23 protein-coding genes are annotated in these 23,599 nt (G+C 66.6%); 13 read left to right on the forward strand and 10 right to left on the reverse strand.

The window, feature by feature from the left end; genetic code table 11:
• Genes G481_RS0107745 through G481_RS23205 form a run of 8 tightly spaced genes read left to right on the forward strand, consistent with a single transcriptional unit; the run spans position 1 to position 8,977 of the window.
• A complete protein-coding gene (locus G481_RS0107745; protein ID WP_028029523.1) occupies positions 1 to 2,127 on the forward strand; it encodes an acetate--CoA ligase family protein in 2,127 nt (708 codons plus the stop codon).
• Positions 2,128 to 2,136: 9 nt separating this feature from the next.
• Positions 2,137 to 3,345 (forward strand): acyl-CoA dehydrogenase family protein, encoded by a 1,209-nt coding sequence (locus G481_RS0107750; RefSeq protein WP_028029524.1) that lies wholly within the window; start codon positions 2,137 to 2,139, stop codon positions 3,343 to 3,345.
• Positions 3,342 to 4,292 (forward strand): acyl-CoA dehydrogenase family protein, encoded by a 951-nt coding sequence (locus G481_RS0107755; RefSeq protein ID WP_028029525.1) that lies wholly within the window; start codon positions 3,342 to 3,344, stop codon positions 4,290 to 4,292. The genes G481_RS0107750 and G481_RS0107755 overlap by 4 nt, the downstream gene beginning before the upstream one ends.
• A 10-nt stretch (positions 4,293 to 4,302) precedes the next feature.
• The gene (locus G481_RS0107760; protein ID WP_245594939.1) at positions 4,303 to 5,058 is read left to right on the forward strand and encodes an SDR family NAD(P)-dependent oxidoreductase; all 756 of its coding nucleotides are present in this window, start codon (positions 4,303 to 4,305) and stop codon (positions 5,056 to 5,058) included.
• Positions 5,059 to 5,080: 22 nt separating this feature from the next.
• Positions 5,081 to 6,268 (forward strand): SDR family NAD(P)-dependent oxidoreductase, encoded by a 1,188-nt coding sequence (locus G481_RS0107765; RefSeq protein WP_035025419.1) that lies wholly within the window; start codon positions 5,081 to 5,083, stop codon positions 6,266 to 6,268.
• Positions 6,265 to 7,026 carry a carboxymuconolactone decarboxylase family protein gene (locus G481_RS23195; protein WP_035025420.1) on the forward strand — a complete coding sequence of 254 codons (762 nt, stop codon included), beginning with the start codon at positions 6,265 to 6,267 and terminating at the stop codon, positions 7,024 to 7,026. The genes G481_RS0107765 and G481_RS23195 overlap by 4 nt, the downstream gene beginning before the upstream one ends.
• Positions 7,023 to 7,481: a tripartite tricarboxylate transporter TctB family protein gene (locus tag G481_RS23200; protein WP_051294379.1), complete on the forward strand. Its 459-nt coding sequence runs from the start codon at positions 7,023 to 7,025 to the stop codon at positions 7,479 to 7,481. The genes G481_RS23195 and G481_RS23200 overlap by 4 nt, the downstream gene beginning before the upstream one ends.
• On the forward strand, positions 7,478 to 8,977 hold the full coding sequence (locus tag G481_RS23205) for a tripartite tricarboxylate transporter permease (protein ID WP_035025423.1): 1,500 nt from the start codon (positions 7,478 to 7,480) through the stop codon (positions 8,975 to 8,977). The genes G481_RS23200 and G481_RS23205 overlap by 4 nt, the downstream gene beginning before the upstream one ends.
• A 75-nt stretch (positions 8,978 to 9,052) precedes the next feature.
• Here G481_RS23205 and G481_RS0107785 read toward each other — a convergent pair whose 3' ends face one another.
• From G481_RS0107785 to G481_RS0107795, 3 genes are read right to left on the reverse strand one after another with little or no spacing between them, the layout of a single operon-like run.
• Positions 9,053 to 10,219, reverse strand: coding sequence for a CaiB/BaiF CoA transferase family protein (locus G481_RS0107785; protein WP_028029528.1), 1,167 nt, complete (start codon positions 10,217 to 10,219; stop codon positions 9,053 to 9,055).
• Positions 10,216 to 11,010 carry a flavin reductase family protein gene (locus G481_RS0107790; RefSeq protein ID WP_028029529.1) on the reverse strand — a complete coding sequence of 265 codons (795 nt, stop codon included), beginning with the start codon at positions 11,008 to 11,010 and terminating at the stop codon, positions 10,216 to 10,218. The genes G481_RS0107785 and G481_RS0107790 overlap by 4 nt, the downstream gene beginning before the upstream one ends.
• 10 nt (positions 11,011 to 11,020) lie before the next feature.
• Positions 11,021 to 12,082: an LLM class flavin-dependent oxidoreductase gene (locus G481_RS0107795; RefSeq protein ID WP_028029530.1), complete on the reverse strand. Its 1,062-nt coding sequence runs from the start codon at positions 12,080 to 12,082 to the stop codon at positions 11,021 to 11,023.
• A 103-nt stretch (positions 12,083 to 12,185) separates the two neighbouring features.
• On the opposite strand from G481_RS0107795, the gene G481_RS23210 reads away from it, so the two are divergent.
• From G481_RS23210 to trpE, 4 genes are all read left to right on the forward strand, one after another.
• Positions 12,186 to 13,142: a LysR family transcriptional regulator gene (locus G481_RS23210; RefSeq protein WP_051294380.1), complete on the forward strand. Its 957-nt coding sequence runs from the start codon at positions 12,186 to 12,188 to the stop codon at positions 13,140 to 13,142.
• A gap of 59 nt (positions 13,143 to 13,201) precedes the next feature.
• Entirely contained in the window at positions 13,202 to 14,386 is a 1,185-nt protein-coding gene (locus tag G481_RS0107805) for an aminotransferase (protein ID WP_028029531.1), read from the forward strand.
• A 66-nt stretch (positions 14,387 to 14,452) separates the two neighbouring features.
• Positions 14,453 to 16,294, forward strand: coding sequence for a peptidyl-prolyl cis-trans isomerase (locus G481_RS0107810; protein WP_028029532.1), 1,842 nt, complete (start codon positions 14,453 to 14,455; stop codon positions 16,292 to 16,294).
• Between the two features lie 6 nt (positions 16,295 to 16,300).
• The gene (gene trpE, locus G481_RS0107815; RefSeq protein ID WP_028029533.1) at positions 16,301 to 17,806 is read left to right on the forward strand and encodes an anthranilate synthase component I; all 1,506 of its coding nucleotides are present in this window, start codon (positions 16,301 to 16,303) and stop codon (positions 17,804 to 17,806) included.
• Positions 17,807 to 18,035: 229 nt separating this feature from the next.
• On the opposite strand, the gene G481_RS0107820 is transcribed toward trpE, so the two are convergent.
• The 4 genes from G481_RS0107820 to G481_RS0107835 form a co-directional block, all read right to left on the reverse strand.
• Entirely contained in the window at positions 18,036 to 18,998 is a 963-nt protein-coding gene (locus G481_RS0107820) for a 2-hydroxyacid dehydrogenase (RefSeq protein WP_028029534.1), read from the reverse strand.
• Positions 18,995 to 19,330 carry a tRNA-binding protein gene (locus G481_RS0107825; RefSeq protein WP_028029535.1) on the reverse strand — a complete coding sequence of 112 codons (336 nt, stop codon included), beginning with the start codon at positions 19,328 to 19,330 and terminating at the stop codon, positions 18,995 to 18,997. Before G481_RS0107825 ends, G481_RS0107820 begins: the two co-directional genes overlap by 4 nt.
• Positions 19,327 to 20,139 (reverse strand): pyrroline-5-carboxylate reductase, encoded by an 813-nt coding sequence (gene proC / locus G481_RS0107830; RefSeq protein WP_028029536.1) that lies wholly within the window; start codon positions 20,137 to 20,139, stop codon positions 19,327 to 19,329. Before proC ends, G481_RS0107825 begins: the two co-directional genes overlap by 4 nt.
• 61 nt (positions 20,140 to 20,200) lie before the next feature.
• On the reverse strand, positions 20,201 to 20,683 hold the full coding sequence (locus tag G481_RS0107835) for a type III secretion system chaperone family protein (protein ID WP_425402454.1): 483 nt from the start codon (positions 20,681 to 20,683) through the stop codon (positions 20,201 to 20,203).
• 457 nt (positions 20,684 to 21,140) lie between these two features.
• Between G481_RS0107835 and G481_RS0107840 the strand changes: the two genes are divergently transcribed.
• Positions 21,141 to 21,545 carry a DUF2177 family protein gene (locus tag G481_RS0107840; RefSeq protein ID WP_028029538.1) on the forward strand — a complete coding sequence of 135 codons (405 nt, stop codon included), beginning with the start codon at positions 21,141 to 21,143 and terminating at the stop codon, positions 21,543 to 21,545.
• Here the strand turns inward: G481_RS0107840 and G481_RS0107845 are convergent.
• From G481_RS0107845 to G481_RS0107855, 3 genes are read right to left on the reverse strand one after another with little or no spacing between them, the layout of a single operon-like run.
• On the reverse strand, positions 21,526 to 22,275 hold the full coding sequence (locus G481_RS0107845; protein ID WP_028029539.1) for an SDR family NAD(P)-dependent oxidoreductase: 750 nt from the start codon (positions 22,273 to 22,275) through the stop codon (positions 21,526 to 21,528). The genes G481_RS0107840 and G481_RS0107845 overlap by 20 nt on opposite strands.
• Positions 22,276 to 22,279: 4 nt before the next feature.
• The gene (locus G481_RS0107850; RefSeq protein ID WP_028029540.1) at positions 22,280 to 22,915 is read right to left on the reverse strand and encodes a ChrR family anti-sigma-E factor; all 636 of its coding nucleotides are present in this window, start codon (positions 22,913 to 22,915) and stop codon (positions 22,280 to 22,282) included.
• On the reverse strand, positions 22,912 to 23,475 hold the full coding sequence (locus G481_RS0107855) for a sigma-70 family RNA polymerase sigma factor (protein WP_035025424.1): 564 nt from the start codon (positions 23,473 to 23,475) through the stop codon (positions 22,912 to 22,914). Before G481_RS0107855 ends, G481_RS0107850 begins: the two co-directional genes overlap by 4 nt.
• Positions 23,476 to 23,599 lie beyond the last annotated feature (124 nt).

Genomic DNA, 23,599 nt, shown 5'->3' on the forward strand with positions numbered 1-23,599 from the left:
ATGCGGCCGGGCCAGGGACTGGAGGCGTTCTTCGCCGCGCAAGGCATCGCCATTGTCGGTGCCTCGGATGACATCACGAAAATCGGCGGGCGGCCGGTCCATCTGCTGAAGAAATACGGCTATGCGGGGCCGATCTATCCGGTCAATCCGCGCGGCGGCACGGTGCAGGGGCTGACGGCCTATGCGTCGGTCCGCGATCTGCCGACGGCGCCCGACATGGCCGTTCTGGCGGTTCCCGCAGCCGCCACCGCCAATGCGCTGCGCGATTGCGCGGCGCGCGGGGTCAAGGCGGCGGTCGTGCTGACCTCGGGGTTTGCCGAAGCCGGGCCCGAAGGCACCGCGATGCAGGACGAGCTGGTCGCGATTGCCCGCGAGGCCGGACTGCGCCTGCTGGGGCCGAACTGCCTGGGCACGGTGTCGGTGACGGATGGCGTGATCGGGTCTTTCACCATCGTGCTTGAAGACAACATGCCCCCGGCCGGCAATGTCGGCATCGTCTCGCAATCGGGGAACATCGGCAGCTTCACCATGCAGGCGGTGTCGCAACGCGGGCTTGGCGTGTCGCGCTTTGTCGCCACCGGCAACGAGGCCGATGTGGACGTGGCCGACGGCATCGCCGCACTGGCGCAGGACAGCGTGACGTGGGTGATCCTGTGCATCATGGAAACCTGCCGCGATGCCGGCCGCCTGATCGAGGCGCTTGGCATGGCGCGTGCCGCCGGCAAGCCGGTGCTGGTGCTGAAGATCGGTGCGACCGAAAGCGGTCAGGCGGCTGCCGCCTCGCATACCGGTGCGCTGGCCGGGTCGGATGCGGTGTTCGACGCCGTGTTCCGCCGCCATGGCGCGCTGCGCGTCGGGTCGGTCGAGGAACTGCTGGATGTGGGCCACGCAGCCTCGCAGCTGATGCCGGGGCGGCTGCCTGCGGGCAACCGGGTAACGTTGGTCGCGGCCTCGGGGGGCTTCGGGATCATGATGGCCGATGCAGCGACCCGCGCCGGGCTGACACTTCCGCCGCTGTCGCCCGCCACTTGCACCCGCATCAACGAGGCCGTGCCGACCGCTGGCACCAACAACCCGGTCGATGCCTCGGCCCAGATGTCCTCGCGCCCCGACATTCTTTACAAGATGCTCTCGGCGCTGATGGAGGAACCGCAGACCGATACGGTCCAGCTGTTCATGTCGTTGTCGCTGTTCAACAAGCGTCTGCGCGGGATTTACATGGAGACGCTGGCCAAGATCCGGGCCGATTATCCGGAACGGCTGCTGGTGATCACCTCGCGCGGGCCGGCGGATGCGGTGGCAGAGATCACCGCGATGGGCATTCCGGTGTTCCCGACGATCGACGCCACGGCCAGCGGCCTTGCGGGTCTGGTGCGCCTTGGCCAGCTGTCGCAGATCGCCCCGGCGCCGACGCACACGGGCGCGACTGCTGCGCTGGACCCGGCCGCCTTCCGCAACGAACACGCCGCCAAGGCTGCGCTGGCGGCGGCCGGCGTGCCGGTGCTGCCCGAGGCCATCGTGACCAGCCCCGGGGCCGCCGTTGCCAAGGCGACCGAGCTGGGCTTTCCGGTCGTGCTCAAGATCGTCTCGGAAGATATCGCCCACAAGACCGAGGCAGGGGGCGTCGCGCTGAACCTGGCCGATGCGGCCGCCGTTCAGGGCGCCTATACCCGGATCATGGCCAATGTGGCACAGCGCGCGCCCGGCGCCCGGATCGAGGGGATCCTTGTCGCCCCGATGGCCACCGGCGGCGTGGGCGAGCTGATCATGGGCATCTCGCGCGATCCCGTCTTTGGTCCGGTGGTCATGGTCGGCATCGGCGGGATCTATGCCGAGGTGCTGAAGGACGTCGCCGTCCAGACCGCCCCCATCACCTTGCCCGAGGCTGAAGCGATGATCCGCGGGCTGAAGCTGTTCCCGATCCTTGATGGCGCGCGTGGCCAACCCAAGGGCGATATTGCCGCCGCCGCTCAGGCCCTCGTGCGGCTGTCGGATTTCGCCTGCCGTCACGCGGGCGATGTCGGCGAAGTCGATCTGAACCCCGTTCTCGTCCGCCCTGCTGGTCAGGGCGTTGTCGCACTCGATGCGCTGATCGTGCCCCTGGGCACAGCGCACCAGACCCACTGAAGGTTTGACATGAGCTTTGACACCAACATCACCCTTCCCGATCCCGCCACGGGCCGGGCCGTCTATCGCCAGCACGCGCGCGACTGGCTGGCGGCAAACCTGCCCGAGCACATGCTGGCCGACAGCCTGAACTGGCGCGCCCCGACGTTGGACGAAAGCATCGACTGGGAAGCCGCCATGCACAAGGCGGGCCTCGCTGGCATGACCTGGCCGGTGCAATACGGCGGCCATGGGCTGACCCTGCGCGAACATCTGGCGGTGAACAAGGAAGTCGGTGCGCTGATGATGCCCGAATCCGTCAGCTCGATCGGCAAGGAACTGGCCGGGCCGATCATCATGGCCGTGGGCACCGAAGAGCAGAAAAGCACCTTCCTGCCCCGCATCCTGGCGATGCAGGACATGTGGTGCCAGGGCTTTTCCGAACCCGAGGCCGGATCGGACCTGGCCCGCCTGCGCACCCGCGCGGTGCAGGAAGGCGACAGCTGGCGCATCAACGGGCAGAAGATCTGGACCTCGGGCGCGGCCAAGGCGCAGTATTGCTTCCTGCTGACCCGCACCGGCACGGTGGCGGACAAGCACCGCGGCATGGTGATGTTCGCCGTGCCGATGAACACCCCCGGCATCCGCGTCGCCCCGATCCGGTCGATCGACGACAAGGAAAGCTTTGCCGAAGTGTTCTTCGACAACGTCGTCGTGCCCGACAGCGCCCGCCTTGGCGCCCCGGACGAAGGCTGGTCGGCCGCAATCCGCGTGCTGTCGATCGAACGGGCGACGAACCGCATGTATCGCCCCTGGCGCGTCGAGGCAGAGCTGACCTTCCTGATCCGCGCCTGCAAATCCGATCCGGCACTGGCCGGGCTGCTGAGCGGCAGCCATGCGCGCAGCCGCATCGGCGCGGCCCAGGCGGAAATCGACGGGCTCAAGGGCCTGATCGAAAGCGCGGTGGACCAGATGGTTGCGGGCGCCCCGATCGGCGCGCGTGGCTCGTTGTCCAAGCTCTACTGGTCGGAAACGCACCAGTCGCTGGTGGCGCTGGCGCTGGACATGCTTGGCGGCGTCGGGCCGAAGTCCAGCCCGCTGGCGCGCCGGGCCCATGACTATTTCAACAACGCCTATCTCTTTGCACGGGCTGAAACGATCTACGCGGGTGCCTCCGAGGTGCAGCGCGACATCATCGCCCAGCGCATCCTCAACCTGCCGACGGAGCTGCAAGCATGAATGCCGCTGACGATCTGAACCCCGAAGATTTCGCCGAAGCTGCTGGCGCCGCGATTTCCGATGCCCAGGGCAAGGCCGATGTGGCTGCGGTTCTGGCCGAGGCCGGGCTGTTTTCCGTCTCGGTGCCCGAACATGCAGGCGGCATGGGGCTGGCGCTGGACTATTCCATTCCGGTGGCACGCGTTGCGGGCGAAAAGCAGCTGCGGTTTCCGCTGGTCGAACAGATCCTGCTGGCCCGCGCCTTTGCGGGCTATGAGATCGGCGCCGCGCTGATGTCCGGCGCGACCATCGGCACAATCGCCTGGCAAGGCGCACTGGATCTTGGCTTTGCCAGCCATGCCACTTTTGCCGGTCAGGCCAGCGTGATGCTGGTTGCCGATGGCGATGGTGCGGCGCTGGTCGATCTGTCCTCGGTCACGCTGACGCTTGAAGACCCGCTGGACCCCGAGTTCCCCCAAGGCGAGGCCCTGCTGGACGGCGCCACAGTCACCGCACGTCTGGATGCGGCCGCCTGGTCGGCCCTGAAGGCCGAGGCCCGGATCCTGCTGACCGCTTATGTCATCGGCGCCGCGCAAGGCGCGCTGAACCGGACCGCGACCTATATGGGCACCCGCGTCCAGTTCGGCCGCCCGCTCAGCGCGAAACAGGCGGTGCGCCACCATCTGGCCCAGATGAAGCTGCTGACCGACGTGTCGGCCGCCGCCCTGCGCCGTGCCACGCTGCCCGACGAATTCGGCCAGTCGCGCGGGGCCGACAGCGCCTTTGTCGGCGCGGTGGCAAACGCGACCTTTGTGGTGGAAAAGGCGATCCAGCTGCATGGCGGCATCGGCTTTACCTGGGAACTGCCGCTGCACCGCTCGCTGCGCGACGTGAAGCGGATTGCCCTGGCCATGCAGGCGGGCGCGGCCGCCCAGGCGCTTGGCGCCGCCTGCATCGACGCAGCATAAGGGGATGGCGATGCAGGACATGCAAGGACTTGTCGCACTGGTCACCGGCGCAGGCAACGGCATCGGGCGGGAAACCGCCCGCCAGCTGGCCGCGCGCGGGGCAACGGTCGGGGTCAACGATCTCAAGCCCGAATTCGTCGATGCTGCGGTCGACATGATCCGCGCCGAAGGCGGTGATGCCTTTGGCGTCGTTGCCAATGTCTCGACCCGCGAGGGTGTGCAGGGCGCCGTGCAGGCTGCTGCCGCGCACAAGGGCCGGTTCGACATTCTGGTCAACAATGCCGCCTGGGTTCGCTATCAGGCCGTGCCGGACATCCAGGCCGACACGATGGACCGCATGCTGGATGTAGGCTTCAAGGGCGTGATCTGGGCAATTCAGGCCGCGACCGAGGCGATGGACCCGGAACGTGGCGGGGCCATCGTCAACGTGGCCTCGACCGCTGCGGTGCGGTCCACGCTGAATTCGGTGGTCTATTCCGGGATCAAGTCGGGGATCCTTGGCATCACCCGCGCCGCCGCGGCCGAACTGGGCGCGCGGCATATCCGGGTGAATGCCGTCTGCCCGTCTGCCGTGCCGACCGAAGGGACGCAGCGCAACCGCAATGCCGACCGGGACGCCAAACGCATCGCGGCAACACCGATGGGCCGGCTGGGCACGGTGACCGATATTGCCCAGGCGATCTGCTATCTGGCCTCGCCGCAGGCGGAATTCGTCACGGCACAGGCGCTGGTGGTCGATGGTGGGGTTACCTTCACCAACATCTAGATCAATCCTGAGGGGGGAGAGGATGACGGAACTGGTTGTACTGACAGGCGCGGCATCGGGCATCGGCCGGGCCGCGGCACAGGCCTTTGCTGCGCGCGGGAACACCTGCCTGCTGCTGGACCGTGACGAAGCCGGGCTGGCAAAGGTGGCAGGCACCCTACCCGGACAGCATCATGTGCTGGCCTGCGATCTGACCGATCCGGCCAGCTTTGGCCATATCGCGGCAACCGTGGCCGGCCTTGGCCGGGTGCAGGTGGTGGCGAACAATGCGGGCATGTCCGACACCTCGGGCATTCCGATGGCCGAACAGACCATGGACCAGCTGGACCGGCTGATCGCGCTGAACCTGCGTGCGCCGGCTGCGCTGATCGGCGCGCTACGCCCGCATCTGGCGCCTGCTGCGCGGGTGGTCAACGTATCGTCCGGCGCGGGTCTGCGTGCCATTCCGTTCCGGGGCGCCTATAGCCCGACCAAGGCGGGCGTCATCGGACTGACCCATGCGCTGGCCGCATCAGACCCCGGCCTGAGCGCAACCGCGCTATGCCCCGGCTATGTCCGCACCGAACTGGTCGAGAGCCTGATTTCCGCAGGTCGGCTGGACCCCGCGCAGGCCGTGACGCGGGTTCCGCTGGCGCGCATGGCCTCGCCCGCCGAGATGGCCGAGGCGCTGGTGTTCCTGGCCTCGCCGGAAGCCGCGCCGCTGAACGGGCAGGCGCTCAGCTATGATGGCGGCTCGTCGGTGTTCGGCGGCTCGATCTCGTTCAACGCGGCCGAGGCAGCGGCGCCGGTGGCGATGGACACGGACACGGCCTTTGCGGTGACGGGCGATGACGGGCTGGCCGGGCTGTTGCCCGCCTCGGGCGGGTATGAGGCACAGGTGGATGCCACCGCCCTGACCGCAGGCAACGCCTTTGCCGCCGTTCATTCCGCGGCCGCCCGCTTTGCCAAGGGCGGCGCCCGCCCTGCCAGCCTGACGCTGCTGCTGCCCCCTGCCCCGACGGACTGGATCGCTGCGGGTGATCACGCGGCGGCGGTGATGGCGACTGCGACGCTGGCCTGCGAATGGGGCCGCTCGGGCCTGCGCATCAACGCGCTGGAGCTGCGCGGGCCGGTTGCCCCGCAAGCTCTGGCGGGTGTCCTGTCCTGGGTCGGCGGCGCACGGGCGCAGTATCTGACCGGACAGGTCATCCCCTTGGGACAGGCGGCATGACCGCCGCACTGACCCCGGAACAACAGGCGATCAAGGATCACTTTGTCGCCGAACGCGGCTACTGGCGCCCCTGGACCGAGACGATCTTGCGGATCAACCCGGATTTCCTGCGCCGGTACGCGACCTATGCGGGCTATCCGGCCCGCAGCGGACCCCTGTCGAAACGGATGGTCGAGCTGATCTATGTCGCGCTCGATGCCTCCTCCACGCATCTGTTTGCGGCAGGGGTCCGCACCCATATCGACCTTGCGATGCAGGCAGGCGCCACGCCGGCCGACATTCTGGACGTGCTGCACCTTGTCACCGCGCAGGGGCTGGAGACGGTATTCCACGCCGTGGGCATTCTGGCAGAGGAATCAGGTCTGCCCGACAAGGTGCATCTGCCATCGGACCAGCGGGCACGGGTGGGCGCGATCTTCCCCGAAGACGCCCCCTTTGTCGCCGCGCTGGCGCAACTGGACCCCGGCTATCTGGACGTTCTGGTCGGGTTCCTGAGCTATGGCGATCCGATGGAAGGGCTGATGCCCACCGAACGCACGATCATCGAGATCGCGCTGAATGCCTGTTTCACCGGCTACAACCCGGCCAGCCTGCGCCGCCTGATCCGCATCGCGCTGGAAGCTGGCGTATCGCGGGCCGAAATCCTGCAAGCCATCCAGCTTGGCGCGCATCTGTCGGTGCATGGCGCGGCGCTGGGGGCGACCATTCTTGAAGAACGCCTGACAGGCACTGCGGCGAAACCGGAGGAGACAGCATGAACGATCACATAAGGCAACGCCTGCCCGATCTGATCGGCGCGGCTCTGGCGATCGGACTGGGCAGCTATGCCTGGATCGCCTCGGGCTCTTATGCGGCGGGCACGCTGCGCGACATGGGGCCGGGCTACTTTCCCCGGCTGGTGGCGGCGGGGCTGGTCTGCCTTGGGCTGCTGCTTGCCGCGACCTCGCTGAAAAGCGGGCCGACCCGCTTTGGCGGCGACCGGCCCGAGCTGTCCTCGGTCCTGCTGATCGGCGCGGGGCTGAGCTCGTTTGCGCTGCTGATCGAACGCAACGGGCTGTTGCCGGCGGTATTCGTCGCGGTGCTGCTGTCGACCTTTGCATCGGACAACCGCAACATCTCGCGTTCGGTGCTGCTGGCGGCGCTGACGGCGGGGGCCTGTGCCGCGGTGTTCGTCTATGGTCTCAACCTGCCGATGAAGGTGTTTGCGCTATGACCGGCTCGCTTCTTGACAACATCGTCCTTGGCTTTGGGGTTGCCCTGTCGTTCGAAGGGCTGCTGTATTGCGCGCTTGGCGTGCTGCTGGGCACCGTGGTTGGCGTGCTGCCCGGTCTGGGCACCATGGCGACGCTCGCCATCCTGATGCCGATCACCTATCACATCGACCCGACCTTTGCGGTCATCATGCTGTCGGGCATCTATTATGGCGCGGCCTATGGCGGCTCGACGGCCTCGATCCTGTTGAACCTGCCGGGCACCGTGACTTCGGTCATCACCACGCTGGATGGCTATCCCATGGCCAAAAGCGGCAAGGCGGGGCTGGCGCTGTTCATCACCGCCGTCGCCTCGTTCGTCGGGTCGATGCTGGGGGCGGTGATGCTGGCGGTGCTGACCGTGCCGCTGGCACGGATCGCGATGCAGTTCGGGCCGCAGGAATATTTCATGCTGATGGCCTTTGGCCTGATCGCGGCCTCCATGCTGTCGACCGGCCAGCCGCTGAAATCGCTGGTCATGGTCTGCACCGGGATGCTGCTGGGCATTGTCGGGCTGGATCTGAACTCGGGCGCGGCGCGGTTCACGTTCGGGATGCCGGAATTCTATGACGGGCTGTCGCTGGTCGCCATTGCCATGGGCCTGTTCGGCCTGCCCGAAATCATCTCGGCCGCCCGCCGCGGCCCCGAAGGGATGGTGACGAACGAGAAGATCTCGATCCGGTCGATGCTGCCCAGCACGGCGGAATGGAAGGCCTCGGCCATGCCCATGATGCGCGGCACCGGGATCGGGGCGTTCTTTGGCGCGCTGCCGGGCACGGGCGGGGTGATCGCGACCTTCATTTCCTATGCGGTGGAAAAGAAGCTCTCGCGCACCCCCGAGCGGTTCGGCAAAGGCGCCATCGAAGGCGTTGCCGCACCCGAGGCCGCGAACAATGCTGCCGTGCAGACCGCCTTCATCCCCACCATGTCGCTGGGCATTCCGGGCGATGCGGTGATGGCGATCATGCTGGGCGTGCTGATGGTGCATGGCATCGTGCCGGGGCCGTCGGTGATTTCCGACAACCCGCAGCTGTTCTGGGGCCTTGTTGCCTCGTTCGTGGTGGGCAACGTCTTTCTGGTCATCCTGAACGTGCCGCTGGTCGGGCTGTGGGTGCGGCTGCTGCGGGTGCCCTATCACCTGCTGTTCCCGGTGATGGTGGCCTGTGTCTGCGTCGGCGTCTATTCGGTCTCCAGCTCGGTCACCGACATCTATGTCCTGCTGGTGTTCGGGCTGATCGGCATCGGCCTGCGGGTGCTGCGGTTTGACGGGGCAACGCTGCTTCTGGGCTTCGTGCTGGGCCCGATGATCGAGGAAAACTTTCGCCGCGCCATGGTGGTCAGCGGCGGCGAGTTCGCACCCTTTGTCGAGCGCCCGATCTCGGCTGCCTTCCTGCTGGCCGGGGCCGCGCTGGTGCTGTGGTTCTCGGGCCGGTTCCTGATGCGGGCAGTGCGGGCCTGAGGGGGCCGCACGTCCGGCAGACATGCAAAGGGCGGGAGCATCGGCACCCGCCCTTTTCCGTTTCAATGTCCGGCGTTACTTGCGCACAAGCCCCGAATCATCGCCGTTCAGGCCAAATTCGCGCACCACGGCATCGGTATCGGCGGCAAAGGCGGGCGGCGCCTTGCGATAGGTCGCCGGCGTGCGGTCCAGCTTGATCGGGCTTGCCGTGCCGCGAAAGTCGCCGATGTCCACGATCATGCCGCGCGCGGCCGTATGCGGGTCGGCCACCACCTGATCCAGTGTGCGGACCGGCGCGCAGGGCACGCCCGAGGTGATCAGCCGTTCCGCAATCTCTTCGGCGCCAAAGGCGGCCAGCGCACCTTCCAGCATCTCGCGCAGGGCCGGGCGGTTGTCCTTGCGCAGCGCGTTGGTCGCATAGCGCGCATCGTCTCCCGGCAAGCCCAGCACCGCGCACAGCTTGGCGAACTGCCCGTTGTTGCCAACCGCCAGGAAGATGTCGCCATCCTTGCAGCGATAGGTGTCATAGGGCGTGATGTTCGGATGCGCATTGCCCGAAGGCGCAGGCACCGGCGCCCCCAGATAAAGGTTCGGCAGATGCGGATGCATCAGTGAGAAGCCGCAATCGTAAAGCGCCGCCTCGACAAACTGCCCCTTGCCGGACCGTGCCCTTTCCTGCAACGCCAGCAGGCAGCCGATGGCCGCGTTCAGGCCCGTCACCATATCGACAACCGGCACGCCCATGCGCACCGGGGCGCCGCCTGCCTCGCCGTTGACCGACATCAGGCCGACCAGCGCCTGAATGGCCGCATCATAGCCCGGACGGCCACCATAGGGGCCATCCTCGCCAAAGCCCGACACGCGCACATGAATCAGCCGGGGAAAGCGGCGGCGCAGTTCCTCGCGCCCGATGCCCCATTTTTCCAGCGTGCCGGTCTTGAAGTTTTCCAGGAACACATCAGCGCTTTCCAGCAGCGCCAGCAGGATTTCGCGCCCTTCGGGGCGGGAGAAATCGACGGCAATGCCTTCCTTGTTGCGGTTCAGGCCCAGGAAATAGCTGGCCGCATCGCCCTGGAACGGCGGGCCCCAGAGCCGGGTTTCATCACCCTGCGGCGGTTCGATCTTGATGACCCTTGCGCCATGATCGGCTAGGATCTGGCCGCAATAGGGGCCTCCCAGCACCCGGCTGGCGTCAATGACAAGCACGCCGTCCAGCGCGCCCTTCGATGTCGTTTCGGTCATGCAGCTTCCCCCTCGAGCCGGCGGGTCACGCCGTTGAAATGCACCATGGGTTGATACTCGCGCGTGGCGGTCTGGACAATGCGCCCGACCAGCAGCCGATGGGTGCCCAAGGTTTCGGTCGTGACGATCCGGCATTCCATCACCGCCAGCGCCGAGGCCAGAACCGGCAGATCCAGCGCCCCTGCCTGCCAGTCCGCATCGCCAAAGCGCCGGCTGCCCTGCGGCTGGGTCATGAAATCGCGCACGATGTCGGAATGCCGGCAGCCAAGGACATTCGCGGCGAACAGGCCGTTTTGCAAGATCATCGGCAGGGCAGAGCTGGCCCCGTTGACAAACACGCCAATCAGCGGCGGTTCGGCGGAAATCGACACCACGCTTGACGCAACCAGCCCGGCCGGGTTCGCCGGCGTTCCGGTGGTGACGGCGCAAACGCCCGCCGCCAGCCGCCGCAAGGTGCGGCGGAAATCGTCGGGATCGATCGCGGCAGGCGGGTCGGACCAGGTGACATGGGCACGCACGGCGCCCGCATCATCCACCCATCCGGCCCGGACGGCATGGGCGATCATCGCATCGAACCCGGCATCCCAGCCAGGATCGCCCGCAAGCGGCGACAAAAAGCGCAGCACGCCAGGCGCGATGCGAATGTGGCCGTCCCCTTCGCGGCGCCCGATGCGGGCGATCTGGCGGGTCAGCCGGTCTTCGGGTTGCGGGTCGATCAAAATGTCGAGCCCGCGAAAATTCGCGGGCTCGAGCATCGTGATCGCGCCCGCATCGGTGATGTGGATGCGCATGTGATCGAACTCAGGCCGCCTTGCGCTGGCCCAGTTCCTTGCGCACGGCGGGGATGATCTTGTCGCCCCACAGCTCGATCTGCTTGAGCATGGTCTTCTGGTCGAAATCGCCCAGCTGGGTCTGCAGCGCGATGTGCTTGGGCTTGAGGATCTCGATCTCGGCCAGCAGCTTGTCGATGACCTGATTGACCGAGCCGACCGGCAGGTTCTTTTTCAGCTGCTCGAACGACAGGTCGGTCTCGGACGGCACTTCCTTGATCATGTAGCCATCGTCGCTTTGCTGGCGGCGATACTTCAGGCTTTCCGAGATGCGGCGCTGGAAGCGGGCGTTATCGAGGTAGCTGTCGATTTCCGCCTGATTGTCACTGGCATAGCCGCAGCGCAGGAAGCCGAACTTGACGTCACGGTCCAGATCCTTGCCCTCTTTCGCGGCAATGCCGTCCAGACGCTTGCGCAGATCGGCAATGGCCTCGTTGCCGTTCAGCAGCGAGGTCACGAATAGGTTGTGCCCGTCACGCACCGCGCGGCCCAACGTCGCCGGGTTGCCCGAGGTTACCCACATCGGCGGCAGCGGTTCCTGCACGCAGCGCACGGCAATCGAGCTGGGCGGGATGTTCAGGTGCTTGCCGTGGTATTCGAACACCTTCTGCGACATCGCCATCGGGATGATGTCGAGGAATTCGTTATAAATCTCGCCTGCCTCGTCCAGGCTGGTACCGAAGCGTTCGAATTCGAACTGCTGATAGCCCGAGCCCACGCCCAGCTCCAGCCGGCCATCGGACACGGAATCGACAAAGCCCACCTCGGCCAGGAACCGCGCGGGGTGATAGAGCGGCAGGATGCACACCGCGCTGCCCAGACGGATCCGGCTGGTCTTGCCGGCGCAATGCGCGATCATCATCAGGGGCGAGGGTGACAGTGAATAGTTGTTGAAATGGTGTTCCGCATACCAGGCCGTATCAAAGCCGGCCTGTTCGGCCACGACGGTCTGTTCGACCGAATTCTTGATCACTTGCTGCGAGGTCTGGTGATAGCCACGCTGCTGGGCCAGAATGAAGACGCCGAATTCCATGGTTTCCTCCGAACGATGGTCTGGTCGATGTTCTATCCGGCTTTGATCTTTGCGGTTAATCGCTATAATGCCTTCAACTGTCCTGCATTCGTTGGGGGTAATCATGGACCGCCTGCGCGCGATGGAACTGTTTGCCTCGGTGGCGCGCACTGGCAGCTTCACCGAAACGGCGCGGCTGTTCGGCCTGTCCGCCACCTCGGTTTCGCGCACAATCACCGATCTGGAGGACCATCTGAACGTCAAGCTGCTGCTGCGCTCGACCCGGCAGGTGGCACTGTCCGAGGCCGGGCAGGAATATGCCCGGCGGGTCGAGGGTATCCTGTGGTCGATCAAGGATATCGAGGGCGGGGTATCGGCCATCGGCACCGATCCGGCAGGCACCTTGCGGGTGCATTCGCGCACCATGTTCGGCCTGCGGGTGCTGACACCGCTGATCGTGGAATTCCGCCGCCTGCATCCGGGCATCACGGTCGAATTGCTGCTGGGCGAGGCCAAGGTCGATCTGCGCCGTCATCAGGTGGATGTCGATTTTCGCATCGCCCCGCCCGCCGAGGCCGGGGTGAAACGGCGGATGCTGTTCATGTCTGAACGCTATCTCGTTGCCTCGCCCGCCTATGTCGCCAGTGCGCCCGCGCTGCGACAGCCGCAGGATCTGGCGCGCCATGCCTGTCTGGCCTACCACCTGCCGGGCAGCGGCATCGTCTGGCGCTTTCGCCAGGCCGACGGCGCGATCGAGGAAGTGCCGGTTGCCCCGCGGCATGTCACCAACAACGGGATGGTGCTGCTGGAACTGGCCCGCATGGGCGAGGGCATCGCGCTGCTGGACGATTACACGGTGGCCGACGATCTGGCCTCGGGGGCGCTGGTGCGGCTGATTCCGACGCTGCGGGCCAGCAATACCGCCTTCGAGGATGGCATGTATGCCACCATTCTGGAAACCACGCCTGTCCCGGCCAAGATCCGGGTGTTTCTGGATTTCGTTTCGGCCCGTGTATCGGGGCCGGAACGGCGGTTTGGCAATTTTGCCCCGCGCAGCCAGCCCGAGGCCGCAGCACGCTGACAGACCCCTTGCGGCGCGCCGTGGCATTGGCCACTCTGCCCCCGAACAAGGAGTGTCCAATGCATCCGCTGAACCCCGCCATGGCCGCAACCTTTGCCCCCCCGGTGATGGAGGCGCGGCGCTGGCTGGCGGAAACCACGCTGCCCCCCGGCCTGCCGCTGATCAACGTCAGCCAGGCCGCGCCGGTGGAGCCCCCGCCGCTGGGCCTGCGTCAGGCCATCGCGGATGCGGCGCTGACCAATGATGCGGCACATCTTTATGGCCCGGTGCTGGGCCTGCCCGAGTTGCGGGCCGAGGTGGCGGCGCAATGGTCCGCCGCCTATGGCGGCGTGATTGCCGCCGGGCAGGTGGCCATCACCCAAGGCTGCAATCAGGCGTTCTGCGCCGTCATGGCCACCCTTGCCGGTGCGGGGGACGAGGTGATCTTGCCGACGCCATGGTATTTCAACCACAAGATGTGGCTGGACATGCAGGGCGTTCGCGCCGTGCCGCTGACCACCGGCCCCGGCCTGATTCCCGAGGCCGATCAGGCCGCCGCCCTGATCACCGACCGCACCCGCGCCATCGTGCTGGTCAGCCCGAACAACCCTGGCGGCGCGGAATACCCGGCCGAAACGCTGGCCGCCTTTCGCGACCTGTGCCGCGCGCGCGGGCTGGCGCTGATCGTGGACGAGACCTACCGCGATTTCGACAGCCGCACGGGCCGCCCCCACGATCTGTTCGCCGATCCCGACTGGGACGATGTGTTGATCCAGCTTTACAGCTTTTCCAAGGCCTACCGGCTGACGGGCCATCGGGTGGGCGCCGTGGTGGCCAACACCGCGCGGCTGGCGGAAATCGAGAAGTTCCTCGATACGGTCGCGATCTGCCCCAGCCAGCTTGGCCAGATCGCCGCCCTTTGGGGGATGCGCAACCTGGCCCGGTGGGTCGCGGGCGAGCGGCAGGAAATCCTGTCGCGCCGCGCCGCCATGGTTGCGGGCTTTCCGGCGCTGACCGGCTGGCGGCTTCTGGGGTGCGGCGCCTATTTCGCCTATGCGGAACACCCCTTCGCCGCCCCCTCGCCTGACGTTGCGCGCGAGATCTTGCGCCAGCAGGCGATCCTCATGCTGCCCGGCACCATGTTCATGCCCGAGGATGACCCCGCCGGCGCCCGCCAGATGCGCATTGCCTTTGCCAATATCGACGCGGAGGGCATTGCCACCCTGTTCAAACGCCTGTCAGACCTGCGCCTGCCCTTGCGCTGAACGCTTGCCCCTGCCCCGCGCTGCCCTTAGACAGGCTTCAACATTTTCAAGGTGCAGGAGGCACGGATGGCGGCTGGCGGCAAGGCAGGACAGGTTCTGGTCTGGATCCTGATGGCCATGCTGATCCTGGGCCTTGGTGGCTTCGGGATCACCAACTTCGGCGGTTCGGTCCGCCGCATCGGTTCTGTCGATGGCGAGGATATCACCACCGACGCCTATTTCCGCGCCCTGCGCAGCGATCTGAACGCGCTGTCGGCCCAGATCGGCCGCCCGCTCGGCTTTGCCGAGGCTTCGGCCCTTGGCCTTGATGCCTCGGTCCGGCAACGGCTGGTGACGACGGCGGCGCTGGACGCCGAAACCGCCCGGCTGGGCATCTCGGTCGGCGATGACCGGCTGGCACAGGAAATCCGCGCGATCCCGGCCTTCCGCGGCATGTCGGGCGCCTTTGACCGCGCGGCCTATACGGCCACCTTGCAGGACAACGGCTGGAAAGAGGCCGCGTTCGAAACCCAGATGCGCCGCGACATTGCGCGCGGACTGGTGCAGACCGCCATTGCCACCGGCTTTGCCGGATCGGATGCGGCGGCCGCCGCGTTCTACGACTATGCCGAGGAGCGCCGCAGCTTTTCGCTGCTGCGCCTGACCGAGGCCGATCTTGCGACCCCGGTGGCCGAACCGGACGCCGCTGCGCTGAAGGCCTATTACGACGCGCATCCGCAGGAATTCACCAGCCCCGAGTTGCGCCGCATCACCTATGCCGCGCTGCTGGCCGACGATGTGGCCAAGGCCGTCACGGTGGACGATGCCGAACTGCGCAAGCTGTATGACCAGCGGATCGGCGAATTCGTCCAGCCCGAACGGCGGCTGGTGGAACGGCTGGTCTATCCCGACGATGCTGCTGCAAAGGCTGCCCGCGACAAGCTGGATGCCGGGCAAGCCACCTTCGAGGATCTGGTCAAGGAACGCGGCCTTGCCCTGTCGGACACCGACATGGGCGATGTGACCAAGGCCGATCTGGGCGCAGCGGGCGAGGCGATCTTTGCCATGACCGAACCGGGCGTCACCGGCCCCCTGCCCTCGCCGCTGGGGCCGTCGCTGTTTCGCATGAACGGCATTCTGGCGGCTGACGAGATCAGCTTTGAGGATGCGCGCGATGCGCTGACGTCCGAATTCGCGCTGGATGCCGCGCGCCGCCAGATCCGCACCCGCGTCAACGAGATCGAGGATCTGCTGGCAGGCGGTGCGACGCTTGAGGATCTGGCCAAAGAGGCAGGTCTGACGCTGGGCACCATCGACATGGGCCCCGACACCGCCGAAGGCATCGCCGCCTATCCGCGCTTTCGCGAGCAGGCGGAAAAGATCACCGACAAGGACTTCCCCGAGGTAACAGAGGTGGATGACGGCGGGATCGTCGCCATGCGCCTTGATGCGATCCTGCCGCCCGCCCTGCGCCCCTATGACGAGGTGGCGGACCAGGTGGCCGAGGCTGCCCGCGCCGCCGCGGTGAAACAGGCGCTGGAATCGCGTCTGGCCGAGGTGCAGGCCGAGGTGGCCAAGGGCGCCGCCATGGGCGGGTTCGGGATCGTCGAGGTTGCGCAGGCCATGCCGCGCGGCGGCCGCATCGACGCTGCCCCCGCCGATCTGGTCGAGCGCGCCTTCCGTCTGCAACAGGGCGACCTTGCCGCGGTGGTCGAGGGCGATTTCGTCGGCCTGATCCGTCTGGACGAGATCATCGCCGCAGACCATGCAACCCCCGAGGCGGAACAGCTGAAACTGGCGCTGAAGGCCCGGCAGGGTCAGGACATGGGGCAAGACGCCTTTGCCCTGTTCTCGGCTGCGCTGGAACAAAAAGCCAAGATCACGCTGGACGAGGCCGCAATCGGCGCCGTCCACGCCCAGATGCGGTAATTCACCATGGCCCTGGTTCCCGATTTCGCGACGTTTGAACAGGGCTGGAACGCTGGCCGGAACCAGCTGGTCTATGCCCGGCTGGCCGCCGACCTGGATACGCCCGTCTCCCTGATGCTGAAACTGGCCGAGGCGCGGGCGGATACCTTCATGCTGGAATCGGTGACCGGCGGCGAGGTGCGCGGGCGCTATTCGGTGGTCGGCATGAAACCCGATCTGATCTGGCAGTGCCACGGCCAGACCAGCCGCATCAACCGGCAGGCGCGCTATGATGCCACCGCCTTTGACCCGCTGGACGGCCACCCGCTGGACACGCTGCGCGCGCTGATCGCGGAAAGCGCGGTGGACATGCCCGCAGATCTGCCGCCCATCGCGGCGGGCCTGTTCGGCTATCTGGGCTATGACATGATCCGGCTGGTCGAACGCCTGCCGAACGTGAACCCCGACCCGCTGGGCCTGCCCGATGCGGTGCTGATGCGCCCTTCGGTCGTGGCCGTGCTGGATGGCGTCAAGGGCGAGGTGACGGTGGTTGCCCCGGCCTGGGTCGGCTCTGGCCTCTCGGCCCGCGCAGCCTATGCCCAGGCGGCTGAACGGGTGATGGACGCGCTGCGCGATCTGGACCGCGCGCCCCCGGCCCAGCGGGATCTGGGCGAGGTCGCCACCATGGGCGAGCTGCGGTCGAACTTCACCCCCAAGGGCTACAAGGCCGCCGTCGAAAAGGCCAAGGACTACATCCGCGCCGGCGATATCTTCCAGGTGGTTCCCTCTCAACGCTGGGCGATGGATTTCGCCCTGCCGCCCTTTGCGCTCTACCGCTCGCTGCGGCGCACGAACCCGTCGCCCTTCATGTTCTTCTTCAACTTCGGCGGCTTTCAGGTGGTGGGCGCCAGCCCGGAAATCCTTGTCCGGCTGCGCGAGGGCGAGGTGACCATCCGCCCGATCGCCGGCACCCGCAAACGCGGCGCCACCCCCGAAGAGGACAAGGCGCTCGAGGCCGACCTGCTGGCCGACCCCAAGGAGCTGGCCGAACACCTGATGCTGCTGGATCTGGGCCGCAACGATGTGGGCCGCGTAGCGAAAATCGGCACGGTACGGCCGACCGAGAAGTTCATCATCGAACGCTATTCCCACGTCATGCACATCGTCTCGAACGTCGTAGGTCAGCTGCGCGAGGACGAAGACGCCCTCTCTGCCTTGCTCGCCGGCCTGCCCGCAGGCACCGTCTCGGGCGCGCCCAAGGTGCGGGCGATGGAAATCATCGACGAGCTGGAGCCGGAAAAGCGCGGCGTCTATGGCGGCGGCGTCGGCTATTTTGCGGCCAACGGCGAGATGGACTTCTGCATCGCCCTGCGCACCGCGGTGGTCAAGGACGAGACGCTCTATATCCAGGCCGGTGGCGGCGTGGTCTATGACAGCGATCCGGACGCCGAGTTCGAAGAAACCGTGAACAAGTCCAATGCTCTGCGCCGGGCCGCACAAGATGCCGGCATGTTCGCGCGGCGCGGAAACTGATACCGCACCGCCCGTGGCTGGCGGCAAGATCGGTATTCCCCACCATCGCGCGACGCGGGATGGTGGGCGGCGCATGGGTATTTGTAAAAAGGCAAAGGGGGAAAGCGCGCGCCCTGCCCCTTTGCCTTTTTTGAAAATACCCCCGCCGGAGGCACGCCGCGCCCCGCGCGGCGCCCGGCCCAAAGGAAGAAGCCGCGCTGGCGCGGCGACGACCTGCGGGAGGTTTTCGTCAGCCCACCCGGTTCGGCACCTCATGCCCGTCAAAGAAGGCATCAAGGTTGTCCAGCGCCATCAGGCCCATCGCCTCGCGCACCTCAAGGGCAGCTGTGCCAAGGTGCGGTAGCAGCACGACATTTTCCAGCGCGCGCAGTGCCTCGGGCACGTCGGGTTCGCGTTCGTAGACATCAAGACCGGCACCCGCGATGCCTCGCTGTTGCAGGCAGGCGATCAGCGCCGCTTCGTCCACCACATCGCCGCGCGCGATGTTGACAAGGATTGCATGGGGTTGCATCGCCGCCAGCGCCTCGGCGTCGATCAGGTGATGCGTTCCCGCGCCGCCCGGCACGGCAATGACAACACAGTCGCAAGACCCCATCAGGTCAGCCAGACTGTCCACCTGCGTTGCCGGCAGCCCTGGATCGTCGATGCGCGAGCGGTTGTAGAACGCGATCTGCATGCCAAAGCCATGATGCGCGCGCCGGGCGATGGCCTTGCCGATACGGCCCATGCCAACGATGCCCAGCCGCTTGCCGGTCACATGCAGCCCCAGCATCTGGGTTGGCTGCCAGCCGGTCCACAGGCCAGCGCGTACCAGGCGCTCGCCCTCTCCGGCGCGGCGTGCGGTCATCAGAAGCAGCGTCATCGCGATATCCGCCGTCGCATCGGTCACCGCGCCGGGCGTGTTCGACACCACGACGCCGGCTGTCCGGGCCGCCTCCACGTTGATATGGTTGTAGCCCACGCCGAAATTCGCCACGATCCGGCAGCGCGGCGCCGGAGACTGTTCAAACACCTGCGCTGTGAAGGCATCGCCCAGCGTTGCCAGCACCGCATCATGGTCATAAAGCGCGGCCAGGGCCTGAGCCTCGGTCAGCGGCTCCAGATCCTCGCGCAGTGTCACGTCATAGCGGGTCAGCGCACGGGTGATGACCCGATCCGGCAGGGTGCGGGTGATCAGCAGCTTCGGGGTCAATACAATCTGCCTCCTTCTGGGACCGCCTGGTCGGGGGCGATCAGCACGACTTCGCCATCGGCATCGGGCACGCCCAGCACCAGCACTTCGGACATCACCTTGCCGATCTGGCGGGGCGGAAAGTTGACCACGGCCAGCACCTGGCGGCCGACCAGACCTTCGGGCGTATAGTGCCGGGTGATCTGCGCCGAGGACCGCTTTTCGCCGATCTCGCCGCCAAAATCGACCCAGAGCTTGATCGCGGGCTTGCGCGCCTCGGGAAAGGGCTCGGCCCGGGTGATGCGGCCGACACGGATGTCGACCTTGGCAAAATCGTCGTAGGTGATGGTCATTTGCCCAGTTCCCTGCCCCGGTCGGCCGCCGCCTGCACTGCGCGGCGCAGCAGCGGCGGAAAGCCGGTTTCCGGGTTCATCAGCACCTCGAGCGCCGCCGCCGTCGTGCCGCCGGGCGAGGTGACGTTGATGCGCAGCTGCTCGGCGCTTTCGCTGGCCTGATAGGCCAGCTCCCCTGCCCCGCAGACGGTGGCACGCGCCAGCTGCATCGACAGATCGGGGGCCAGCCCTTGTGCCACACCGGCCGCCGCCAGCGCCTCGATCAGGTGAAAGACATAGGCGGGGCCAGAGCCGGACACCGCCGTCACCGCATCCATCTGGTGCTCGCCCTCCAGCCGGACCACCTGGCCGACCGCCGACATCAGCGCCTGCGCCATGTCCAGATGCGCGGGGGTCGCATGGGCATTGCCGCAGATCGCAGTGATGCCGCGCCCTACCGCAGCCGGCGTGTTCGGCATGGTGCGCACGATCGGCGTTGCCGTCCCCAGAACCGCCTCGTAGGAGGCGATCAGCGTCCCCGCCGCGACCGAGACGAACAGCGTGCCGCCCCCGCCAAAGGCTTGCAGTTGCGGCAGCGCCGCGCCCATCATCTGCGGCTTGACCGCGACCAGAACCACGGCAGGGGCCGCCGGCAGGGGCTGGTTGACCTGAACGCCCTGCGCCCTGACCCAGCCCGAAGGGTTCGGGTCGATGACATGCACCGCATCCGGCCGCAAACCGCGGGCCAGCCAGCCCTGCAACAGCGCCGAGCCCATCTTGCCGCAGCCCAGCAGCACCAGCCCGCGTTCCGAAATCGCTGCAAAATCCATATGGTCCCCCTTGGGTTTGGCCTGCAGCCTAGGGGGATCGGCGCGGGCGGGCAAGTGGGGCTCAGGCGCGGCCCCAGGCCTCGGTCATGGCGACCTGCATTGCCTCGTCCGGGGTCTTGCCGGCCCAGGCGACCAGCTGGAAGGCCGGGTAGAACCGTTCCGCCGCACCGACGGCAGCGCGGATCATGGTTTCCACCTGCTGAACCGCCGCGCCCTGCCCCCCGGTCAGCACAAGGCCATAGCGCCAGACCATCAGCCGCTGTTCTTCCCACCAGGTAAAGGCGCCGCACCAGCATTCGTCATTGATGCGGTTCAGCAGGGCGTAAAGCTGCGCCTCGGCGCCGGTCGGGGGTTCCATTTCGAAGGTGCAGATCAGGCGCAAGGTTTCATCCCTGCCCGACCAGGCAAGGGTCAGCGAATAGGTCCGCCACTGGCCCGTGACCGCCATGGCGATCTGATCGTCGGTCACACGGTCGAAATCCCATGCGTGATGCGCCGCCAGAGTCTCGACCAGGTCGATCGGGTGAACATCGTCGGTCAACATGAGGTCTTCGGCAATCGACACGCGGCGTTCCTTCCCGGCTATCGACCCACCGACCCATCAGCTTGGGTTGCACAGGACAAAAGCCACTATATGACGCGAGCTATTCTAGATATGGTGTCAGCGATGCGGAAGTCTGTAAAGCGAAAGTTGACGAACAAAGTTGTGGACAAGACGGCGGAGCGATGCGGCATGACCGCAGATCCTGGCGCGGTTGGAACGGGGATCCGCCAAGGAACGGTCTTGCCGGGTTGGGCGGTATAGGGGCGATTGGCGCCCGCATCAAACCCTTCTTTGGCGTCGCTCGATCGGCGCGGCCGACATAGGGCGCCGTGGATCTGCCAAGGCCGTCCACGCTGACCGGCCCGCCCTGCGGGGGCCCAAGGATCTGCCCCGGGTGATCCATCTGCCCCGCCACCGCGTAACCCTAGCAACGTCAGCAAATGGAACCGCGGATATCATGGGGCAACTGATACTTCTTTACGCTGTGACGGCGGTGATCTTTCTGGGGCTCGATATCCTCGGCATCCGCTACATCGTGCGCCCCGTCTTCGAGCCGCATGTCGGGCATCTGCTTGCCTCGCCCCTGCGGCTGGGGCCTGCGGCCCTGTTCTATCTGTTCTATGTCGCCGGGCTTCTGGCCTTTGTCTCGTGGCCCGCACTGAAGGAAGAGGCGCCGCTTCAGGCGCTTGTCATGGGCGCCCTGCTGGGGGCGCTGTGCTATGGCACATATGAAATGACGAATTACGCCACGCTTGCCGACTGGTCCTGGAAACAGGTGGTGGTCGACGGGCTGTGGGGCACCTTCCTGACCGGATTTGCGGCCTGGGCCGGGGTTGCCGCCTTCAGCGGTCGGCTGGCTTGACCGAAAGCCTGGCGGTCAGCCGCAGGGAAAGCGCATAGGGCAGAGCGCGCAGAAGTTTCACCGCACAAGTAAAACGCTTTGGGAAATGCAGCTCGAAAGAGCTGCCTTTCAGCCCCTTGACCACTGCCGCTGCGGCCTGATCGGGTGTGATCAGGGCGGGCATGGAAAAATCGTTCTTGTCGGTCAGTCGGGTGGAAACGAACCCCGGGCAGACCAGCCTGACATCGACGCGCGGGGAGAGTTCTGCCCGCAAAGTTTCGGCCAGATTGTTCACGGCGGCCTTGGTGGCGCTATAGGGCTGGCCGCCCGGCAAGCCGAAATAACCTGCAACCGACCCGAACAGCACCAGCTGCCCCCCGTCACGCAGCAGCGGCGGCGTGAGCCGCGCCACCTCGAAGCTGCCCAGCAGATTGACCGCCACCAGTTTGGCCGTAGCTTCCCGGGACATGTCCTGCACGCGCCCCGGATTATAAAGCGCGGCGGTGCAGATCACCGCATCCAGCGTGCCAGGCGCGATGCTGGCAACGGCGGCGTCCAGCGACCCGGTATCGGCCAGATCAAGCGGCAGCACGCGGGCATCGCCGCAGCTGGCCGCCAGCGCCTCGAGCGCCGCCTGATTGCGCGCCGACAGGATCAGCCGCGCACCTTCCTGCGCCAGGGCGCGGGCCAGTGCCGCGCCGATCCCGTCGCTTGCGCCAATGATCCAGACCGTCTTTCCGGCAAAGTCCATGCCGTCAGATCCGGAAGAGCGGCTGCAACAGGCGTGGGATCGCGGCGCGGAACCGCAGCGGCGCATCGGTGGCCGCAAGGCAGATGCAGGGGGCCTCGGATCCGGCGATGGGCTGATGGTCGATCTCGTCATGCGCGGTTTCGACATCGCCGCGCCCAAAGCGGCCTTCGCTGTCGGAAAAGCTGCCCTGAAGCACCAAGGTCAGCTCCAGCCCGCCATGGCTGTGTTCGGGCACCGCGCGCCCAGGCGGGATATACAGCAGCCGCAGCGATCCTTCGGCATCGGCCGACAGGATCTGCTGGCGAATGCCACCCCCCAACATGCGCCACTTGGGCGGCTGCCCGCCAAGCGCCTGCATGACCGGCGCCGGAAAGATGCCCGACCGCTGGATCGGCGGGCGCGGCAAGGGCGCGCGGTCCAGCGCGTCAAGCAGCCGATCCCTGGCCCCTGCACTGACAGAAGTGGGCGCAATCCGGTCAAGAAGCGCGCCGCCCAGCATCTCGGCAGCCTCGGCCCGTGCCCGGCAGGTATCGCACAGCGACAGATGCGCCGCGACGACAACCGCAAAAGGATGTGACAGGTTGCCGGTGACAAAGGCATCCAGCAGGTCATCGGAGATATGATGGGTAATCGCGGTCATGGCTGCCTCAGATAGTTCAGGTCGCGGCGCAGGCGTTCCAGTCCCAGACGGATGCGCGATTTGATGGTGCCAAGAGGCAGCCCCGTCACCTCGCTGATGCGCGAGTGAGGCAGATCCTCGAAATAGGCCTGTTCAAGAACACGGGCCTGATCGGGCGACATCCCGTCCAGCGCCTTGCGCAACAGCGCCGCCTCTTGCCCAAGGGCAAGGATCTGGGCTGCATCCGGTTCGGACCCTTCGGGTTCGGTCAATGCATCGGGTTCGGGCGGTGGCTTGCGGCGCGCCAGATCGATGCGGCGGTTTCGGGCGATGCGGTAGATCCAGGCGCTGGCCTCGGCCCGGTGGGGGTCGAACTGCGCGGCCTTGTGCCAGACCGTCAGCATGACGTCCTGAACGACATCCTCGGCGCTGCCATCGCGCAAGCCGCCACGCATGAGCATCGCCTTCAGACGCGGTGCGAAATATTCGAACAGGCGCAAGAACGCGGCACGGTCGCGATGGTCGCGCACAGCCAGAAGCCAGAGCGTTGGCTGTGTCGGTGTCTCGGTGTCGTCTTGCAAAACGCCGCTCTCCTTCACGCTTCGACTGGCGTGGCATGCGCGCGCAATAACACCGCGGTTCGGCGGTGCAATCACATCATGGCTGCTGCGGTCATCTGGCATCATGGACTCGATACGGACCGCA

The sequence above is a fragment of the Gemmobacter nectariphilus DSM 15620 genome (genome assembly GCF_000429765.1).
Lineage (GTDB): Bacteria > Pseudomonadota > Alphaproteobacteria > Rhodobacterales > Rhodobacteraceae > Wagnerdoeblera > Wagnerdoeblera nectariphila.

Excerpts from the sequence above, each read along its gene's own strand:
- G481_RS0107805 (WP_028029531.1), top strand. The coding sequence starts at position 13,202 with ATGCATCCGCTGAACCCCGCCATGGCCGCAACCTTTGCCCCCCCGGTG.
- proC (WP_028029536.1), bottom strand. The coding sequence starts at position 20,139 with ATGGATTTTGCAGCGATTTCGGAACGCGGGCTGGTGCTGCTGGGCTGC.
- G481_RS0107825 (WP_028029535.1), bottom strand. The coding sequence starts at position 19,330 with ATGACCATCACCTACGACGATTTTGCCAAGGTCGACATCCGTGTCGGC.
- G481_RS23200 (WP_051294379.1), top strand. The coding sequence starts at position 7,023 with ATGAACGATCACATAAGGCAACGCCTGCCCGATCTGATCGGCGCGGCT.
- G481_RS0107755 (WP_028029525.1), top strand. The coding sequence starts at position 3,342 with ATGAATGCCGCTGACGATCTGAACCCCGAAGATTTCGCCGAAGCTGCT.
- G481_RS0107840 (WP_028029538.1), top strand. The coding sequence starts at position 21,141 with ATGGGGCAACTGATACTTCTTTACGCTGTGACGGCGGTGATCTTTCTG.
- G481_RS0107845 (WP_028029539.1), bottom strand. The coding sequence starts at position 22,275 with ATGGACTTTGCCGGAAAGACGGTCTGGATCATTGGCGCAAGCGACGGG.
- G481_RS0107745 (WP_028029523.1), top strand. The coding sequence starts at position 1 with ATGCGGCCGGGCCAGGGACTGGAGGCGTTCTTCGCCGCGCAAGGCATC.
- G481_RS0107785 (WP_028029528.1), bottom strand. The coding sequence starts at position 10,219 with ATGACCGAAACGACATCGAAGGGCGCGCTGGACGGCGTGCTTGTCATT.
- G481_RS0107835 (WP_425402454.1), bottom strand. The coding sequence starts at position 20,683 with ATGTTGACCGACGATGTTCACCCGATCGACCTGGTCGAGACTCTGGCG.
- G481_RS23210 (WP_051294380.1), top strand. The coding sequence starts at position 12,186 with ATGGACCGCCTGCGCGCGATGGAACTGTTTGCCTCGGTGGCGCGCACT.
- G481_RS0107795 (WP_028029530.1), bottom strand. The coding sequence starts at position 12,082 with ATGGAATTCGGCGTCTTCATTCTGGCCCAGCAGCGTGGCTATCACCAG.
- G481_RS23205 (WP_035025423.1), top strand. The coding sequence starts at position 7,478 with ATGACCGGCTCGCTTCTTGACAACATCGTCCTTGGCTTTGGGGTTGCC.
- G481_RS23195 (WP_035025420.1), top strand. The coding sequence starts at position 6,265 with ATGACCGCCGCACTGACCCCGGAACAACAGGCGATCAAGGATCACTTT.
- G481_RS0107750 (WP_028029524.1), top strand. The coding sequence starts at position 2,137 with ATGAGCTTTGACACCAACATCACCCTTCCCGATCCCGCCACGGGCCGG.
- trpE (WP_028029533.1), top strand. The coding sequence starts at position 16,301 with ATGGCCCTGGTTCCCGATTTCGCGACGTTTGAACAGGGCTGGAACGCT.
- G481_RS0107810 (WP_028029532.1), top strand. The coding sequence starts at position 14,453 with ATGGCGGCTGGCGGCAAGGCAGGACAGGTTCTGGTCTGGATCCTGATG.
- G481_RS0107790 (WP_028029529.1), bottom strand. The coding sequence starts at position 11,010 with ATGCGCATCCACATCACCGATGCGGGCGCGATCACGATGCTCGAGCCC.
- G481_RS0107850 (WP_028029540.1), bottom strand. The coding sequence starts at position 22,915 with ATGACCGCGATTACCCATCATATCTCCGATGACCTGCTGGATGCCTTT.
- G481_RS0107765 (WP_035025419.1), top strand. The coding sequence starts at position 5,081 with ATGACGGAACTGGTTGTACTGACAGGCGCGGCATCGGGCATCGGCCGG.
- G481_RS0107760 (WP_245594939.1), top strand. The coding sequence starts at position 4,303 with ATGCAGGACATGCAAGGACTTGTCGCACTGGTCACCGGCGCAGGCAAC.